The sequence below is a fragment of the Gemmatimonadota bacterium genome (genome assembly GCA_030747075.1).
GTDB lineage: Bacteria > ARS69 > ARS69 > ARS69 > ARS69 > ARS69.
The window spans coordinates 1-16733 of the sequence record JASLLL010000030.1 but is presented as its reverse complement, the minus strand read 5'-3'; the positions used below and the strand labels follow the sequence as shown (position 1 = coordinate 16733).

The following is a 16733-nucleotide window of genomic DNA, read 5'->3' as shown; positions in this document are numbered from 1 at the left end:
ACAGCGTAGCCCGACCGCGGGAGGGGTGGACAGAACAAACTGCCCACCCCCGGGACTCCGCGTCCGGCCTACCGGTACTGGAAGACCATCGTGGCCACAATGAGCCCGATGATCAGCAGTCCGATGGCGAGGAAGAGGAACCCGAACCCACGGAAGATCCGCTCTGTCCATGGGGGAACGGGCCCGACCAGATGATCGTCCAGTGTCCCGCTCTCGGCTCTCTCCCGGTACTCGCGCGGCTTGTCGTGCTTGAACTCCGACAGGGGAACGCGCCCGTGGAAGATGACCGGGTCCATCGGGAACTTGTCGGGGCGGAAGTGAGTGTTGAAGAAGTGCACGGTGAAGATGAAGCCGACGGCGAGAAGTGCTTCATCGCTGTGGATGATCGTGGCGACATTGATCGACCATCCGGGGATGAAGCGTGTGAAGAACTCCGGGAACCAGAGCGCAAGCCCGGTCATGCCGATGATGGCGACTCCCCAGAACACCGCGAAGTAATCGAACTTCTCCCAGTAGGTGAATCGACCGTAGTCCGGTCGGGGGCCACGGCCGAGGAACCACTTCACCGATTCGATGAGTTCGAGGAGATCCGTCCGATTGAACAGCATGGAATCGGGGCCGGTAATGTAGGAACCCCATCCCTTCCCGGATTTCCTTCGGTCTTTCGCGACTTCGAAGAGATGAACGGCGAAGACGGCAAAGAGAACCACCGCACCCACGCGGTGCAGGAATCCGGTGACTGCGAACCCGCCCAATGCCGCGGCAAAGTTCTGTGCCCAGCTTGCATACGAGAACTTGAGGCTCATGCCCGTTGCGGAGAGCGTGAAGAAACTGAGGATCATGAACAGGTGCATCGTTCGCTGGCGCTTGGTGAACCGGCGATAGAACTTCTCGCCGGTGGCTCTCTTTACGGGTTGCCATTCGCTGCGGGTGCGCCAGAGCCGGAAGAGCCACGCCAGCGTGTGCAGAATGGCGAAGGTCAGCGTGCCGACCAGGAGCCCGGTCATCGCCCAGAAAGCCCAGAAGAGATACGGGTACTTCTCCGGGTCGTGGTGGGTCGCGTGCGTGAGGTATCCGGCGAAGCGCCGGTGGGACCCCTCGTGGCACTGCCCGCAGGTTCCCACGATGTTCGTCCGACTGAGCGAGGATTCGACATGCTCCACCGGGAGGATGCCGTGCGTTCCGTGACAGTCGTAACACTTCGCGGCCCCGGCAGCGCCAAGGCGGGACACCTTTCCGTGGAAGGTGTCGAAGAAGGTGTGGGCTTCATCCTCATGACAGCGACCGCACTGGTCCATCATCCGAAGACGGAAGTCGTCGTTGTCCGTCCGGGTGATCGTGTGGGAAGAGTGACAGTCTTCGCAGGAGGGAAGGTCCGCCGTGTTCGCCTCCGGGTTTCCCAACGGGGAGTGGATGCTGTTGCGGAATGTCTCCCGAATGCCGTGGTGACAGCTCCCGCAAGTCTCCGCCACCCGGTCCCGGTGGATGGTGGAGCCGGGGTCATCCGGCGGCAGGACACCGTGCGCCGTATGGCAACCCGTGCAGGTGGCGGTCACCAGCAGCCCGCTCTCGAAAAGGCCCTTTCCGTGGATACTCATGGAGTAGCTCTCCACGATATCCGAGATCTCCGAGTCGATGCGCACGGCCGCATCTTCTCCGGCCCGATGGCAGCGGGCGCAGAGTTCAGGGACATTCTTCGGGAAAGTGTTCGAGGCCGGGTTCCGGCGGTCCAGCGTCGCGTGGGGATCGTGGCAGTCCATGCAGGAGGGCGCGTCCGGGTCTCCGGCGGCGCGGAGCGTTCCGTGCGTGCTCGTTGAGTACTGGTCCACCTCCTCCGCGTGGCAGATGGCACAGTGGACCGGTTCCGTCTCCGTCTCGCAGGCGCGCTCGCTGGAGGTGGAGACTCCCGTGTGGCACTGAGCGCAACCGAGCCCGCCATGGCTGGAGGCGAGGTAGACATGCTCATCGACCAGGGGCGCGGCCGCCCCGTCCGCATCGGACGCGAGTCTGGGGGAAGCGTGGCAGGTGAGGCAGTCCGCCGTGGACATTCCCTGCGGATAACGCACCGTTCGGATCTTGTGCGGGGCGTGGCAGTCCACACAGGCCGGAATCCGTCCCGGCGCCTCCCGCCAGAGTTCCCCATCGATGACCTTCCGGTGAACCTCTTCGATCCGCGAGTGGCAGGCCAGACAGGTTTCGGCGACCCGGTCCGCGTGAATGCTGGAGGCGGGGTCCGTGTGGGGGAGGATGTCGTGTGCGGTATGGCAGGAGGTACAGACCGCCGTCACGGTGAGTCCCTTTTCGAAGAGGCCCCGTCCGTGGATGGACAGCGAGTAGTTCTCCAGAATGCGGTCTTGCGGGATGTCGTGGGTTATGGATACGGAGGAGCCTTCGTGGTGGCACTTTCCGCAGGTGAGCGGGATGTTGAGCGTCGAGGTGGGGGAGGCGGGGTCGGTGTCTGGAAGGACATTGTGCGTTCCGTGACAGTCCCGGCACTCCGGCGCAAACTCATCCCCGCGAGCCGCCGCCTTCCCGTGCAGGCTGGCTGCGTGCGCCTCGGCCTCGTCATCGTGACAGGTGGAGCATTCGACCGGCTCCACCTCTTCTTCGTGCGGAAGCTCCACATCGAAGAGGGACTCGTGGCAGTCCACGCAATCCATGTCGCCGTGAATGCTGGTGGAGTAATCCCCCGGCTCCACATGGAGCAGGACTTCCTGACCGGCGCGCTCGGTGGTCAGTTCGGGATCGTCGTGACAGTCAAGGCAGTCTTCGTTGGTCTGGGAAGAAGCCGAAGAGGGGAAAAGCAGGAGAAACAGAAGCAGCGCCGGGAGAAGACAGTGCGGGGACGGAAGAACGCGAGTTGCCACGGGGAATAGCCCTCCAGGGACAAAGCCGACCAGGAACTCCACAATATGCGGGGAGCCGGTCGATTCGGCCAACGATCATGCCTGGAAGGAGGGGGACGGGCGGGTGTTCCCGGCCGCGCGCCGACGCGGAACTAGCGGTAGAACGACTTTACGCGGCCCCAGGAGGCTTCCTGGAGGCCGGTATTGCAACTCGTGCAATCCGGCAGGTTCCCGCTGACGACCCCCCATCCGAGCGGTTCCCCGAACTCCACGAAGAAGTTGGCCTCGCCCGTTGCCGGGGCCGGGGGCAGGAGCGAGAAGAAGGTGAGCGTACCGGAACCCACCGATCCGGGCGCACAGGAGGCCCCGTCAGGCGTCCACGCCAGTGCGGGTCCGCTCTGCCAGGGATTGCTGCTGTCCCCCGCGCAGAGAACCTCGGCGTCGTAGTAGCTGGTGCACTGAGGAGGCGTGCCGGTGGTGGCCCCCGGGAGGAGGTCGAAGAGAACGCCCTCGTCGCAGGCGCAGTTGCACGGATCGGTCCCCAGATCCAGAATGAGCTTTGTCACTTCGTCGCAGGCGCAGGTCCACGAGATCTGGATCGTGTATTTCCAGTAGTCCGTATACACGCCGGACTCCTGGTACTCCGCTGCGGAGTCGGCGGAGAGGCACGGCGCCATGCTTGCCGCGGCGGGCGCGAGAGACAGGATGCTCAGGAGAACCCCGCAGAGCAGGACTCCACGCACGGACGAGCGCCGGTCTGACGGACGGGACGATCGGATCATGTTCCAGTGGCTCCCAAGGGTCGATGTGCCCGGTTCCGGGCTTCATGGTCTGTTTCGGCAGCAGCTCCGGAGGACTTTGGGCTTTTCTGGACCTCCCCCCGGAGGGCGTGCGTTGACGCGGGCCCGCCGCTCCTCTAGGCTGGCCCGAAACGCGTTTCCGGAGGGCTCTCATGGAATCCACCAGTTCAGCGCGCGTGGTGCGCGCTCCGCGGGGTGCGGAAATGTCCTGCCGGTCCTGGCAGACGGAGGCCGCGCTTCGCATGCTCATGAACAACCTGGACCCGGAAGTGGCCGAACTTCCCGATCAGCTCATCGTTTACGGAGGCTCGGGAAAAGCGGCTCGCAGCTGGAAGGCGTTTGACGACATCGTGGCGACGCTCCGCCGGCTCGGCGATGACGAAACGCTTCTCGTGCAGTCGGGGAAGCCGGTGGGTGTGTTCAAGACCGGCCCCGACGCTCCGAGAATCCTCATCGCCAACGCCAACCTGGTCGGCCGCTGGGCAAACTGGGATCACTTCCGCGAGATGGAGCGGAAGGGCCTCACCATGTTCGGCCAGATGACTGCCGGAAGCTGGATCTACATCGGCACGCAGGGGATTCTCCAGGGCACCTACGAGACCTTCATGTCTGCCGCGGAGAAGCACTTTGGCGGTGATCTGCACGGGCGGCTTGTGCTGACCGCGGGCCTTGGCGGAATGGGCGGCGCGCAGCCACTGGCCGTGACGATGGCGGGCGGCGTAGCACTCGTCGCGGAAGTGGATGCGGACCGGATTCGACGCCGGGTCGAGACACGCTATCTCGACCGCGTGGCCGAGACCGCGGAAGAGGCGGCGGCCCTGGCCCGGGAGGCGCTGGAGCGGAAGGAGCCTCTGTCGATCGGCGTCCACGCGAACGCGGCGGACCTGTTCGAGACCGTCCTCGCCAACGGTCCCGCGCCGGATCTCGTGACGGACCAGACCTCCGCCCACGACCTCCTCGACGGATATGTTCCCGCCGGGATTCCCTACCCGGACGCGCTGGATCTCCGGAAGTCGGACCCGCGGGAATATGTCCGCCGCGCGCGTGAGACGGCCGTGCGCCATGTGACGGCCATGCGCGACTTCCAGACACGCGGCGTGGTGGTCTTCGACTATGGGAACAACCTTCGCGGGGCTGCGGAGGAAGGCGGGATGGAGGACGCTTACGCCTATCCCGGCTTCGTTCCGGCGTTCATCCGCCCTCTCTTCTGCGAAGGCAAAGGCCCCTTCCGATGGTGCGCCCTGTCCGGCGATCCGGCCGACATTGCCGCCACCGACGAAGCACTTCTCGAAGCCTTCCCCGAGGATCGCGTGCTGGCGCGCTGGCTTCCCATTGCTGCGGAGCGTGTCGCCTTTCAGGGGTTGCCATGCCGCATCTGCTGGCTGGGTTACGGCGACCGTGCGAAGGCGGGTCTCATCTTCAACGAACTGGTGGCTTCGGGGCGCGTTTCGGCACCGATTGTCATCGGCCGCGATCATCTGGACTGCGGGTCCGTGGCGTCTCCCTACCGGGAGACCGAGGGCATGGCGGACGGAAGCGATGCCATCGCCGACTGGCCCATCCTGAACGCGCTGCTCAATACGGCGTGCGGCGCGACCTGGGTCAGCTTCCATCACGGTGGCGGCGTGGGGATCGGCAACTCCCTCCACGCGGGGATGGTGATTGTGGCGGACGGAACCCAGGAGGCTGCCGCGCGGCTTGAGCGCGTGCTCACTTCCGATCCGGGGACCGGGGTGATGCGCCACGCGGATGCCGGATACGAAGACGCGGTCGCTGTCGCCCGCGAGAAGGGGATCGATCTGCCGGGGATCACCTCGTGAGGGGGACGGCAAACGCCGATCTCGTCATCGAGAACGCGGCCGAAGTCCTGACGCTGGAGGAGGCCGGCGCCACCGTTCCGCGACGCAGAGAAGACCTGCGACGCGTCGGTTCCGTGAGGGAAGCGTCGGTGGCCTGCGCGGCGGGGGAGATCCTCTGGGCGGGTCCGGCGGGGGATCTGGAGGGCGCGGTGGAGGTTTCGCCCGGCGCGACCCGGATCGACGCATCCGGGTGCACGGTGACTCCCGGGTTCGTGGATTCCCATACGCATCTGGCGTTCGGAGGTTCCCGCCACGACGAGTTTGAGCGGCGCCTGCTCGGGCAGAGCTACCTCGAGATCGCCGCCGCCGGCGGAGGGATCCGGTCGTCAGTCCGGCATACCCGAGCCGCATCCGAAGACGAACTGGTCCGCATTGCCACCAGACGACTCGACCTTCTGCTGCTGCACGGCACGACGACCGTGGAGTGCAAGAGCGGGTACGGACTGTCCACCGAACACGAGCTCAAGCAGCTCCGCGCCTTGAGCCGGGCGTCGGCGGGGCACCCGGTGGACACGGTGGCCACCTTCCTCGGAGCGCATGAGTTTCCCGAGGAGTTCGCGAAGGATCACGAAGCCTATGTTCGCCTTCTCATGGAAGAGATGATCCCCGCCGTGGCCGAATCCGGGCTTGCGGAGTACGCGGATGTCTTCTGCGAGGAGGGTGTCTACACCGTCGATCAGGCCCGGCGCGTGATGCAGGCCGCCGCCGCGCACGGGATGAAGCCGCGCATTCACGCGGATGAGTTCGCTCCGTCAGGCGCGGCGGAACTGGCGGTGGAACTGGGCGCGAAGTCCGCCGATCACCTGAGCGCGGTCTCGGACGCGGGCGTTCGGGCGCTTGCCGGATCGGATACGGTCGGCACGGTCCTTCCCGGGACCACCTTCTCGCTGCGGATTCCCGGAGCCGATGCCCGGCGCCTGATCGACGAAGGCGTGGCGCTGGCCATTGCCACCGATCTCAACCCGGGGAGTTGCGCCGTGGATTCGATGGGTGTCGTGATCGGGCTGGCCTGCCTGCATCTCGGGATGACGCCGTCCGAGGCCTTCTCGGCAGCCACCGTGAACGCGGCGTATGCGCTGGACCGCGCGGACCGGATCGGCAGCATGGCACCGGGGAAGCAGGCGGATCTGCTTGTGCTGGACACCCCCGACTATCGTTGCGTGCCGTACCGCTTCGGCACGAACCTCGTGCGGGATGTCGTGAAGAGCGGAAGCGTCGTCGTGCGCGGGGGGCGAAGGGTCTAGCGAGCGCTGTCAGCGGGCGGGAGTCTCGTCTTCGCCGTCGTCGAGCCGTCGTCGCAGCCAGAGTGCGCTTCCACCGATCATCGCCAGCGGCAGCCCGGTCAGGAGAAGCGTGGATGCGGTGAAGGCACCGCGGTTCCGTTCATTGCCGCCTCCTCCGCAGCCGGGGCAGGCGGACGAAGGAGTTCCCGCCGCCGACACGAGGAGCGCGAGAAGGACCGTGCGCGTGGACTTACGCAGTGGCGGCATCAGCGATAGACCGTCAGATACAGTACGGGCCAGAGGCCGACCACAAAGAGCCAGAAGATCTCCGCAGCAGCCAGACTTCCCGGGGAGCCTGTTCCGGAGACGAATCTCCTCCATGTGCGAAGGAGTGCCCCGAGTCCCGCAACCGCGTGCACTGCGTGAAGGCCGATGATCAGGTAGAAGAAGCTCCCGAGGATGCTGGAACGGATGGTCAGGCCTTCGCGGAGAAGCGCGACCCACTCGGATCCCTGGAGGAGCACGAAAGCGGCGCCGAGGCACAGACATGTCAGCATCCGGGTGGTGGTTCCCGCCGGATCCCGGCGCACGGCGCGCCGCGAGAAGAACAGCACCAGCCCGCTGGCGAGAAGGGCCGCCGTGTTCAGCGCGGTCGCTTCGATCGGGAGGCGAGGCTGGCCCATGGGCGGCCAGACAGCCGCGGAGGCCTGCGCAATCCGAAAGGCACTGATGAGACCCGCGAAGAGCATCAGTTCGGTGAACACGAAGAGGAAGATCCCGATGACTTCACTCGGGATGGCCGGAGACCTTCGCCCGGAAGGCGTGGTGCCGGGCGCGTCCGAAAGCGTCGCGGTGCTCAAGGGTGGCTGCCTTCGTCGTCGCCACCGTGAGGAGCAGCGGTCACTTCCGAATGGCTCGTCCAGACTTCCGTCTTGTGCCAGTGCTGGCCGCCGTCTTTCATGACATCCGGCGCGATTCCGAAGAAGAGCACCACCATGAAGAGGAGGCTGATCACCATCAGGTAGAGGACGAAAGGCTTCGCCACGCTGATATGCATGAACTTCCGCGCCACGAGCCAGGCCTTCACCAGGGCGATCCCGAAGGCGGTCAGAATGGTGACCGCACGCAGGCCGACCATCGGGCCGAGGACACTGACGATCAGGAGCACGAGAAGGACGCCCCACACGGCCACATAGTTCGGATGGTGCGTAGATTCCGCAGACATGGGCTCTCCCTACTTGGCGATATAGAGCAGCGGGAACAGGAAGATCCAGACGATGTCGACGAAGTGCCAGTAGAGACCCGTGTATTCGACACGCGGGAGTTCCCGGCCCTTCGCCGCGTCGGCTGCGACAAACAGCATAATGATCACTCCGGCCAGCACATGCAGCGCGTGCAGACCGGCCGCGGTGTAGTAGAACGACCAGAAGGTGTTGGACAGCAGCGTGTAGCCGTGCGTGATTTCGATCGTCCACTCGATCGACTTCACCACGAGGAACAGCACCCCGCCCGCTGCCGTCAGGACCAGCATTCGGGCCGCCTTCTTCCCGTCACCGGCGTCCGCGGCCTTGTGTGCAAGGACCGCGAAGAGGCTGGATGTCAGCAGCACGAAGGTGTTGAACGCGCCGATCCACGTGTTGGTGTGCGCGGCTTGCGCGGTCCATGCGTCGTGCGCAAGCCGGTACATGACATACGACGCGATCAGCCCTCCGAAGATCACGATCTCCGAAGCGATCACCCACCAGACCGCCAGACGGCCGGTGGGCATTCCCGCCGTGCTGCGGGTGTTGGCGATGGGGCGCGCTTCAGCGGTCATCGTTCTCCTCCGGGCCTAGGCCGGTTCGTTCTGTGGCCAGTAGTCCGTGTCGCGTCCGGGGACGCTGTACTCATACGGGCCGCGGTGGACAGTCGGGAGCTCCGCCCAGTTTCCGTGCGGCGGAGGGGAGTCGGTCGTCCACTCCAGCGTGTTCGACTTCCAGGGGTTCTTCGGAGCGGCCGGTCCGCGGACGAGGCTCTTCACGAAGTTGAAGAGGAACACCGCCTGCGCCGCGAGCATCACAAAGAGCGCCACCGTCGCGATGATGCGCAAGTCCTGGAAGAACGGCGTCGAGAGCTCGGGGAAGTGCGAGTAGTCGTAGATCCTCCGGTGCTGCCCGGCAGCTCCCAGAATGAACAGCGGGATGAAGATCGCGTTGAACGAGAGGATCGTCAGCCAGAAGTGAATCTTGCCCAGCTTTTCACACATCATCCGCCCGAAGATCTTCGGGAACCAGTAAGTGAGCCCGGCGAATGCCGCGATGATGGCGATCGGGAAGAAGGTGTAGTGGAAGTGGGCCAGCACAAAGTAGGTGTCGTGGAAGTAAATGTCCGACCCGCTTGATCCCAGGAAGATCCCCGTCACGCCTCCGAGCAGGAACTCGGCGATGAACGCCAGAGCCCATAACATGGGCGTGGAGAAGGTGATGGACCCCCCGTAGAGCGTCGCGATGGATGCGAACATCATCTCTGCCAGCGGAATGGAGATGAGCAGCGTCGTGGCGGTGAACACATGGGCCATGCGTGGATCGATTCCCGCGACAAACTGGTGATGCGCCCACACCGTAAAGCTGACGAGTCCCGTCGCGATGGCGGTGTAGAGAATGGTCTTGTACGCGAAGATCCTCTTCCGTGCGAAGACGGAGATGATCTCCAGCACAATCCCGACGGCCGGCAGGAGAACCACATAGACTTCCGGATGTCCGAAGAACCAGAAGAGGTGCTGCCAGAGAAGAGGGTCGCCGCCGCGGGCCGGGTCGTAGAACCCCGTGCCGATGGTCTGGTCCATCAACAGCATGACGCCGCCGGCGACCAGAGGCCCCACCGAAAGCATGAAGATGACGCTTGCGACCACGATCATCCAGACGACCATCGGGATATCCAGCATTTTCATGCCGGGGGCCCGGGAGTTCAGCATGGTCGTGATGAAGTTGATCCCGCCCAGCAGGAACGCCACAAACTCCAGCGCGACCGCCCCCAGCCACATCGCGGATGCGATGGGGGTCATGTTGTACTTGCCCATGGCGGAGAGAGGCGGATACGCGGTCCATGCCCCGCCGAAGCCTCCACCTTCCACGATGAGCGAAAGGAGGATCACTACCGTGCTGAGGAAGAAGACCTGAAAGCTCAATCGATTGATGCGCGGGAAGGCCATATCGTCCGCGCCGATCATCAACGGGATCAGGAAGTTCCCGAACGCGGCGATCAGTACGGGCATGGCAACCCAGAAGATCATGATGGTGCCGTGGTTCGTGACCAGCGTGTTGTAGTCCGCGGGGGAGACCACTCCAAATCCGGGGACGCTGGCGCCGGGGAAGGCCAGTTGCGTTCGGAACACATAGGTCATGAGGCCGCCGAGGAGGGCCATGGCCATCCCCGTGAACAGATACTGTCTGGCAATCATCTTGTGGTCCGTCGGGAAGACGAACCGGCCGAGGAATCCCGGCTCCGCGTGATGGGCGGTCCCTCCGGACATGGCTACTCCTCCAAGGCCGGGGCCGGATCGGCGGCCGCCAGCGTAAGTGTGGAATGCGGGTTCATCCAGGCGGCGTGCTCGGCCGGATTCTCCACGAAGAGGCGCGCGCCCATCAGCGCATGTCCCACGCCGCAGATTTCCGCGCACTGAATGCCGAAGTCGCCCGTGAGCGTCGGCTGGAACCAGCCCTTGATGATTCGCCCGGGAACCGCGTCCTGCTTGAGGCGGAAGGCGGGCACCGAGAACGAATGCACCACATCCTTCGCGGCGAGTTCAAAGTGGTAGGTGCGGTCCTTCTGGAGATGCAGCTCGTTCATCGTTGTGATGTCGTCCGCCGTATCGAGGACGCCGTCCGGACCGGGGTGTTCGAAGGTCCAGGCCCACTGCTGTGCGGTGATCCGCACGGTCTCCTGAGCCTCGGGGAAGTCCTGCTTCACCACATACCAGACACGCACCGCGCCCACGATAATGAAGATGTCGCAGACGAGCACCAGAAGGTGAGGAATGGTGATCCACCGCTTCTGTCTCTTCTCTTCTCCGGTGATGTACTGTCCGCCGCGCCCCTCCTTCTTTCGGAACCGGAAGAGCAGCCAGAAGAACACAACCTCCGCCGCAATGAACCAGAACCCGACGAGTACGGCGATCAGCGTGATCAGGCCGTCGATGTCGGTGGCATAAGTGGACGCAGCCGGGATGAGATGCTCGATCATGGCTTTCCCTCTAGAGAACGAACAGGATCACGGCCGCGACGAAGGCCACAAGGCCGCCTGCCGTGAAGAAGAAGATGCGTCGCGCGAGTTTCTCCGCGTCGGGTGCAGGGGCCATCCGGGATCTCCGTCCTACTCCTCGCGGAGTGACATGATGTGAGCGATGACATCCTTCATGGCCTGCTCATCGGGGAGAATCTGCGCCATCGGACGCATCACCGCTCCGGAGGAGTCTCCCGCCGCCGCGCCGCGAACGCCCTCACGGAACTTCCGCAGACTGCTCAGGAGATACCAGTCGCTCGACAGGCTGAGAGGGGCGCCCTTCAGGAGCTCCATCCCCTGCGCGTCCTGTCCGTGACAGGCGGTGCAGGTGGCGTACCAGGCGGCGCCCGCCGCGGCGTCTCCTCCTTCAAGTTCGGGGGCGGGAGCGGCAGGCGGAAGCGACGCAATGTACTCCGCAACCGCTCGGACCTCCTCGTCGGTTTTCAGATGGAGCGACATGGGATACATCCGAAGTCCGTTCGCATCATCCGGATGGAGCCCGCGTTGCCCGTTGCGGAACTTCGTCAGTTGCGCTTCCACATACCAGGCGGAAAGGCCGGCGATGGAAGGCGCGGCGTAGTCGCGATTACCCCCGCCATCCGCTCCGTGGCAGGTGGTGCAGAACGGGAAGAGGGCAGCGCCCCTCTCAGCATCGGACGCGGACGAGGGTGTCGGGGCGGCCAGCGTGAGACAGCAAGCAAGTGCAATGTAACAGATTCGACTTCCCGGCATGCTCTCTCCGCTCAAAGCGTGTGTTTTCTCAAATCCCCGCTCCAGGTGGCGTCTGCCGGGGGATCACAAGACGGAGCGGAGGGTAGCCAATCGGGAGGGGGACCCGTCAAGTGGAAAGAAGGTCCAGACAACAAGAGAGTAAAGGACCTGTTACTCGGGAATGGGGGGCGGTCCGGGAACCGGATTCAGAGGATAGACGAGCAGGTAGATCACGATTCCCGAGACAGAGACAAACATCCAGATCGGCCATGCGATCCGCGCGAGTCGGCGGTGGAGGTCAAGTCGCCCGCGCACTGCCCACACGATGAGGAGGATCGCCATGACGGGAACCACCGGTGCGAGGATCAGGTGTGCGCCGAGAAGTGCCAGATACGCGATCCTCGCCGCGCCCCCGGCGTGAAAATGAAGCGACTCAAATCCCGCGCTTGCTTTCCTCGCGACATAGAGCGCCAGAAACAGCACCGACAGCGAGAAGGCCGTGAGCATGGCGCTCCGGTGCGCGTCCATGCGGCCTTGTGAGATTCGCCGCCTTCCCAGCACGAGAAAAACCGCGGCGAGCGCATTGATCGCAGCGTTCAAGGGAGCCAGAAACGACAGGTCCATGACGGGTCTCCTTCGGATGCTCCTAGCGAGTGGGAGGCAGGATCGCTGAGAGCTGTCGCGCATCGGCGATCAGCCCTTCGAACGCGTCCGGTTCGGACACGTCGCAGTAGTCGCGGATTCGTAGCCGGGAGTCGACCAGCACGAAACGCGTTCCGTGCAGGACGCTGTTCACATCGATCTCCCCACCGTCGGTTCCCGTGCTCGTCAGGAGTCCGGTCTCCACCGCCTCCCGCATGGACTCCCACGACCCGGTCAGGAAGGACCACCGGTTCGCGTCGGCGGCATATTCCGCGGCGTACTTCGCCAGGACTTCGGGCGAGTCGTACTCGGGGTCCACGCTGAAGGACACGAGGTGGACGCCCGGGTTGTCGCGAAGCCGGTCGCGGAGATCCGCCATCCTCCGGGACAGCTCGGGGCAGACGGTCGGGCACCGCGTGAAGATGAAGTTCGCAATCCAGACGCTTCCGGCGAGCTGTTTCGAGCCGAACGCATCGCCCGACTGGTTCACCAGTTCAAAAGGCGGCACCTCCGCGAGGATTGCCAGCTCCCCCCGGGGTGGCGCGCCTCCAAACCCGCCCGCTCTCCAGACGGCCCATGCCACCACGGCCACGACCGCCACACCGATGGCAAGACGCGAGAGGGGGGACTTGCGGGGGGCGGAGTTCACTTCAACATGGCGGGCGTGTGCCTCTTGGTGGGAGTGAAGGCCGGGCACGGGGAGCGTCTGCGAAGCCGGTGCTTCGCGTCAAGCGTCTCAAGCACCCCGACACCGGGGCCGATGCAGGGAGGAGCGGGACTCTCCCGGGGAGGCACTCCAGATGACCGAAGCTGAGATCAAGCGTCGCGCTTCCGAACTCGTGCGGAAGGGCCGGTACGACGAAGCGGTGGCCGAGTGCTCCCGTCTTCTGGAATCGTCGCGGACTTTGAACCCGGCGATGCTGAACCTGATCGGGGACCTTCAGTTCAAGCAAGGCGAATCCGCAACAGGCCTTGCGAGCTATCTTCGGGCTGCGGATGCGTATGCGGAGGAGGGCCTGTTTCACAACGCCGTGGCTGTCGTACGCAAGGTTCTTCGCCTGGACGCGCATTGCGTGGAAGCCCATGCGGTTCTCGGGGTCCTTCTGGCGCGACAGGGGCTTGAGATGGACTGCGTGAACTCACTGAACGAGTATGCCCGGCTTCAGGACGAAGCCGGACGCTTCCACGAAGTGCTGGAGCGTTTCGACGAGGCCGCCACGCATCTGGAGGCGTTCCCGGAGTTCCATCTTGCGCATGCCGGGGTGAACCTGCGCGTGGATCACTTCGCGGAAGCGGCCGCCTGCTTCCGGAAGGCCGCGTTCGCGCAGACCGCCCGGGGCCGGGCCGATCTCGCGAAGGAGGCGGAGGCGCTTGCCGCGAAAGCCGAGGCTGACGGCGGGGATGCGTCACGCCGTACGCTCCCTGTCGCCGACCCTCTGGCGCCGCGTCCGCTGGATGCCGACACCCCGGAGCCGTGGGCGGCATTCCACGCCGGGGAACACCCGGAGCTCCCACCGCCGCCCCCGCTTTCGGATGATGCGGCGGAGCCGGAGACGCTCGCGGCACCTCCCGATTCGCCCGCCGTCCGGCAGGAACGGGGGACGATCACCGGCGACGAGGTGCAGATCATCGGCGAAGACGGGGAGGTCGCGTCCATTGTGGCCGATTTCCGCGACGCCACCCTCGACATCCTCGACATGGATGACTACCAGTCGCACTACGATCTCGGAATGACCTATCTGGAGATGGAACTGTTCGATGAAGCCGTCTCCGAGTTCGAGCTGTCCGCGCGCGGCGTGCCTTTCGCGCTGGCAAGTCAGGAGATGCTCGGCACCTGCTTCCTCCGGACCGGGAAGATGACGGTGGCGATTCGCGAGTTCGAGAAGGGGCTGGAGTTCCCCGGACACGACGAACGCGACCGCCTCGGCGTCCTCTACAATCTGGGGATCGCCTACGGAGTCACGGAGCGGGAGAGTGAGGCCATCGCCCAGTTCCAGCGGATTCTGGAAACGGATCCCGGCTTCCGCGACGCCCGGGCCCGCCTGTCGAGACTCGTCGGGAATCCGGAGTAGCGCTCCCTCCGCGTTGACGCTGCGCGGATCGGGGGCTAACCTCTGCTCCGGCCTATTCTCGTTCCCGCCGGAGATCATGCCCCGATTCCCGCGAGCCGCCACCGCGCGCACCGCTCTTTTCACCGCCTGGACGGCCGGGCTCGGGTTTGCTCTGTCCGGCGTTCCCAATGTGGAGTTGATGGGGCTGTCGGCGTTCGTGAGCGGACTGCTGCTGGGTCCGGGATTCGGAGCACTCTCTTCCGGACTCGCCATGAGCCTCTATTCGGGCTTGAATCCCTACGGTCCGCCGTTGCCTCCTGTGTTTGTCGCGCAGGTGGCGGGGATGGCTGTATTCGGCGCCGCGGGAGGAGGAATCGGTGTGTTCGTAGTCCGGGCCGGGGGGTGGTTCGGTGCGTGCATAGCCGGAGGGGCGGGGTTCCTTCTCACGCTGATCTATGATGTCCTGACGAACCTGGGAGTGGCCGCATCCATGGGAACCCTGTCGCGCCCCGGTGCCGTGCTTGCTGGCGGACTTCTCTTCAGCGTGGGGCATCTTGTGTCGAATACGGTGATCTTCGCCGTGGCGGGGCCGTCCGTGTTCTCCGCGCTCCACGCACGCTTCGGGAGCGGGGCGTGAGAGCCGCCGTCTTCGCGCCGCTTCTTCTGGCCGGAGGGGTTCTGGCCGCGCCCGTCCCCGCGCCGCCGGATACTTCGACCGCTGTCGCGCCACCGGATACTTCGACCGCTGTCGCGCCCATGTTCACGCCCTCCGAGCTACCCGGGAAGCTGGCGCGCTTCCGGATCGACTGGTCGGCGGATGTGTCCCGCATCGCTTTTGGATCGCCGGACGATCCCGATTCACCCGTTGGATTCCACACCGTGGGAGACCTCTTGCGTCTGCATTCCCCCTACCGTCTCCGGCAGCTCTCGCAGGGACCGACGGTGGAGTCCTTCGGCTTCGAAGGGACCGGTTCCGGGCGGTCGGATCTGCGTCTTGCCGGACGGAGCCTCCGCAACCACGGGATGTCAGGACCGTACACGCACGAACTGGCACTTTCCGAAGTCGGCCGCCTCCTTCTCCTGCCGGGAGGAGCGGCGGCGCTCTTCGGACCGAATGCCGCGTCCGGAGCCGTTCTCGCGGAGCGGAGTTTTCCCGTCCAGGATGAACCCCTCTCCCGAGCCGTCGGTGAGGAGGGCGTGGACGGTTACGAACGGGCCGGTTTCCGGCTGGCGCGTCGCGTCGGGTCGAGCGGGGCGCTCTTCGTGTCCACGGAGGGGCGTCGCATGGACGGTTTCTTCGCCGGGACGAAGGAAGTGGACCGGTTTCTCAGCGGCGAATACCGGCGCGCGCTTCCCGGGGGGATGGAGACCTCCGTGTCCTGGCGCGAGTTCGAGGGGGACGGGGAGTACTTCGATCTGGTGGACAACGACCTCGCAACGGTCCGAACGAAGCGCACCGACCTGGTGGCCACGCTTTTCCGGCCCGCTGGCGAAGGGAAGGGCGCGCTGGTCGAACTGGCACTCACCCGGGCGAAGGTGGAGCGGGTCGCCTGGGCGTGGACCGGGACGCGGACGCTTCGTGTGCCGTCGATCACGGTGACGGGAGATCTGCCGCGTCTTGCGGGGGCGGACTGGACGGGGCGGGTCGAGACGGCGCGACGGGAGTGGACGCCGGAGGACAGCACTTCCGCCCAGGTCGGCTGGACGGGTGCGGCCGCCTTGCGCGGGAGCATGGTGCCGTCGCCCGGAGCCCGTGTCACGGCGACGGTGCGCGGAGATCTGGAGGAGCGGCGTCGCGGTGTATTCCACGCGCGGCTGGAGTCGGAATGGACGCGGGGACGCTGGACGGCGTTCGGGATTGCGTCGCGAAGTGAACGCCCTCCCGGCCCGGGCGCGGCCGATCCGGCGACCGAGGTCTCACGCGGCGCGCGCCTGGGCGGAAGGTACGACGCCGGGCCGGTGGAAGCCGGAGGCACGCTGTTCGGGACCGTCATCGACCGGATGCGGCCGGGGCAGAACTTCAACGACCTTCGCTCCCGGCTCCCCGTGACGGCGGATCCCGAGGGAACCGGTGAGATTGCGGGCGGGACACTCTGGCTCCGGGTTCACCCCTGCCCGCTTCCGTGGTTCGGGGAGTTTCGCGCCGAAACCTCCGCCACCGCCACCGATGCGAACCTGCGTGAAACCGGCACACGCCTCGCGGGGCGTCCGCGACTCACCTGGACCGGCGAGATGTCGCTGGAAAGGCGCTTCCTGGACGGAGAAGTCCGGACCTCTGCCATCGGCCGCCTCACGCACTACCGGGATCGCACGGATCTTCTGAGCAGTGCGGTGACAGACG

General features: G+C 65.3%; 16 protein-coding genes. 5 read left to right on the top strand and 11 right to left on the bottom strand.

The window, feature by feature from the left end; translation table 11 throughout:
- Positions 1–68: 68 nt before the first annotated feature.
- Together QF819_09280 and QF819_09275 are read right to left on the bottom strand one after the other, a co-directional pair.
- Positions 69–2867, bottom strand: coding sequence for a cytochrome c3 family protein (locus QF819_09280; protein MDP6803342.1), 2799 nt, complete (start codon positions 2865–2867; stop codon positions 69–71).
- 131 nt (positions 2868–2998) lie between these two features.
- Positions 2999–3628, bottom strand: coding sequence for a hypothetical protein (locus QF819_09275; GenBank protein ID MDP6803341.1), 630 nt, complete (start codon positions 3626–3628; stop codon positions 2999–3001).
- A gap of 170 nt (positions 3629–3798) precedes the next feature.
- On the opposite strand from QF819_09275, the gene hutU reads away from it, so the two are divergent.
- Both hutU and hutI read left to right on the top strand, forming a co-directional pair.
- A complete protein-coding gene (hutU, locus tag QF819_09270) occupies positions 3799–5466 on the top strand; it encodes a urocanate hydratase (protein ID MDP6803340.1) in 1668 nt (555 codons plus the stop codon).
- Positions 5463–6749, top strand: coding sequence for an imidazolonepropionase (gene hutI, locus QF819_09265; protein MDP6803339.1), 1287 nt, complete (start codon positions 5463–5465; stop codon positions 6747–6749). Before hutU ends, hutI begins: the two co-directional genes overlap by 4 nt.
- 9 nt (positions 6750–6758) lie before the next feature.
- On the opposite strand, the gene QF819_09260 is transcribed toward hutI, so the two are convergent.
- The 9 genes from QF819_09260 to QF819_09220 form a co-directional block, all read right to left on the bottom strand.
- The gene (locus tag QF819_09260; GenBank protein ID MDP6803338.1) at positions 6759–6995 is read right to left on the bottom strand and encodes a hypothetical protein; all 237 of its coding nucleotides are present in this window, start codon (positions 6993–6995) and stop codon (positions 6759–6761) included.
- Positions 6995–7588, bottom strand: coding sequence for a cytochrome c oxidase subunit 3 (locus tag QF819_09255; protein ID MDP6803337.1), 594 nt, complete (start codon positions 7586–7588; stop codon positions 6995–6997). The genes QF819_09260 and QF819_09255 overlap by 1 nt, the downstream gene beginning before the upstream one ends.
- Positions 7585–7953 (bottom strand): cytochrome C oxidase subunit IV family protein, encoded by a 369-nt coding sequence (locus tag QF819_09250; protein MDP6803336.1) that lies wholly within the window; start codon positions 7951–7953, stop codon positions 7585–7587. Before QF819_09250 ends, QF819_09255 begins: the two co-directional genes overlap by 4 nt.
- Positions 7954–7962: 9 nt before the next feature.
- Positions 7963–8544 (bottom strand): cytochrome c oxidase subunit 3, encoded by a 582-nt coding sequence (locus QF819_09245; protein ID MDP6803335.1) that lies wholly within the window; start codon positions 8542–8544, stop codon positions 7963–7965.
- A gap of 15 nt (positions 8545–8559) precedes the next feature.
- Positions 8560–10239: a cbb3-type cytochrome c oxidase subunit I gene (locus tag QF819_09240; GenBank protein MDP6803334.1), complete on the bottom strand. Its 1680-nt coding sequence runs from the start codon at positions 10237–10239 to the stop codon at positions 8560–8562.
- Between the two features lie 2 nt (positions 10240–10241).
- Complete coding sequence (locus tag QF819_09235) at positions 10242–10949, bottom strand: cytochrome C oxidase subunit II (GenBank protein ID MDP6803333.1); 708 nt, start codon at positions 10947–10949, stop codon at positions 10242–10244.
- A 129-nt stretch (positions 10950–11078) separates the two neighbouring features.
- The gene (locus tag QF819_09230; GenBank protein ID MDP6803332.1) at positions 11079–11720 is read right to left on the bottom strand and encodes a c-type cytochrome; all 642 of its coding nucleotides are present in this window, start codon (positions 11718–11720) and stop codon (positions 11079–11081) included.
- A 150-nt stretch (positions 11721–11870) separates the two neighbouring features.
- On the bottom strand, positions 11871–12323 hold the full coding sequence (locus tag QF819_09225; protein MDP6803331.1) for a DUF420 domain-containing protein: 453 nt from the start codon (positions 12321–12323) through the stop codon (positions 11871–11873).
- A 22-nt stretch (positions 12324–12345) separates the two neighbouring features.
- On the bottom strand, positions 12346–12990 hold the full coding sequence (locus QF819_09220) for an SCO family protein (protein ID MDP6803330.1): 645 nt from the start codon (positions 12988–12990) through the stop codon (positions 12346–12348).
- A gap of 151 nt (positions 12991–13141) precedes the next feature.
- Between QF819_09220 and QF819_09215 the strand changes: the two genes are divergently transcribed.
- The 3 genes from QF819_09215 to QF819_09205 form a co-directional block, all read left to right on the top strand.
- Positions 13142–14413, top strand: a complete 1272-nt coding sequence (locus QF819_09215) for a tetratricopeptide repeat protein (protein ID MDP6803329.1) — start codon at positions 13142–13144, stop codon at positions 14411–14413.
- Between the two features lie 76 nt (positions 14414–14489).
- Entirely contained in the window at positions 14490–15029 is a 540-nt protein-coding gene (locus tag QF819_09210) for a hypothetical protein (GenBank protein MDP6803328.1), read from the top strand.
- Positions 15026–16733 (top strand): hypothetical protein (locus tag QF819_09205; protein ID MDP6803327.1); only part of this gene is annotated, 1708 nt, incomplete at its 3' end. The genes QF819_09210 and QF819_09205, both read left to right, overlap by 4 nt.

Coding starts and splice junctions, on each gene's coding strand:
- QF819_09275 (MDP6803341.1), bottom strand. CDS start 3,628: ATGATCCGATCGTCCCGTCCGTCAGACCGGCGCTCGTCCGTGCGTGGA.
- hutU (MDP6803340.1), top strand. CDS start 3,799: ATGGAATCCACCAGTTCAGCGCGCGTGGTGCGCGCTCCGCGGGGTGCG.
- QF819_09260 (MDP6803338.1), bottom strand. CDS start 6,995: ATGCCGCCACTGCGTAAGTCCACGCGCACGGTCCTTCTCGCGCTCCTC.
- QF819_09250 (MDP6803336.1), bottom strand. CDS start 7,953: ATGTCTGCGGAATCTACGCACCATCCGAACTATGTGGCCGTGTGGGGC.
- QF819_09245 (MDP6803335.1), bottom strand. CDS start 8,544: ATGACCGCTGAAGCGCGCCCCATCGCCAACACCCGCAGCACGGCGGGA.
- QF819_09240 (MDP6803334.1), bottom strand. CDS start 10,239: ATGTCCGGAGGGACCGCCCATCACGCGGAGCCGGGATTCCTCGGCCGG.
- QF819_09235 (MDP6803333.1), bottom strand. CDS start 10,949: ATGATCGAGCATCTCATCCCGGCTGCGTCCACTTATGCCACCGACATC.
- QF819_09230 (MDP6803332.1), bottom strand. CDS start 11,720: ATGCCGGGAAGTCGAATCTGTTACATTGCACTTGCTTGCTGTCTCACG.
- QF819_09225 (MDP6803331.1), bottom strand. CDS start 12,323: ATGGACCTGTCGTTTCTGGCTCCCTTGAACGCTGCGATCAATGCGCTC.
- QF819_09215 (MDP6803329.1), top strand. CDS start 13,142: ATGACCGAAGCTGAGATCAAGCGTCGCGCTTCCGAACTCGTGCGGAAG.
- QF819_09210 (MDP6803328.1), top strand. CDS start 14,490: ATGCCCCGATTCCCGCGAGCCGCCACCGCGCGCACCGCTCTTTTCACC.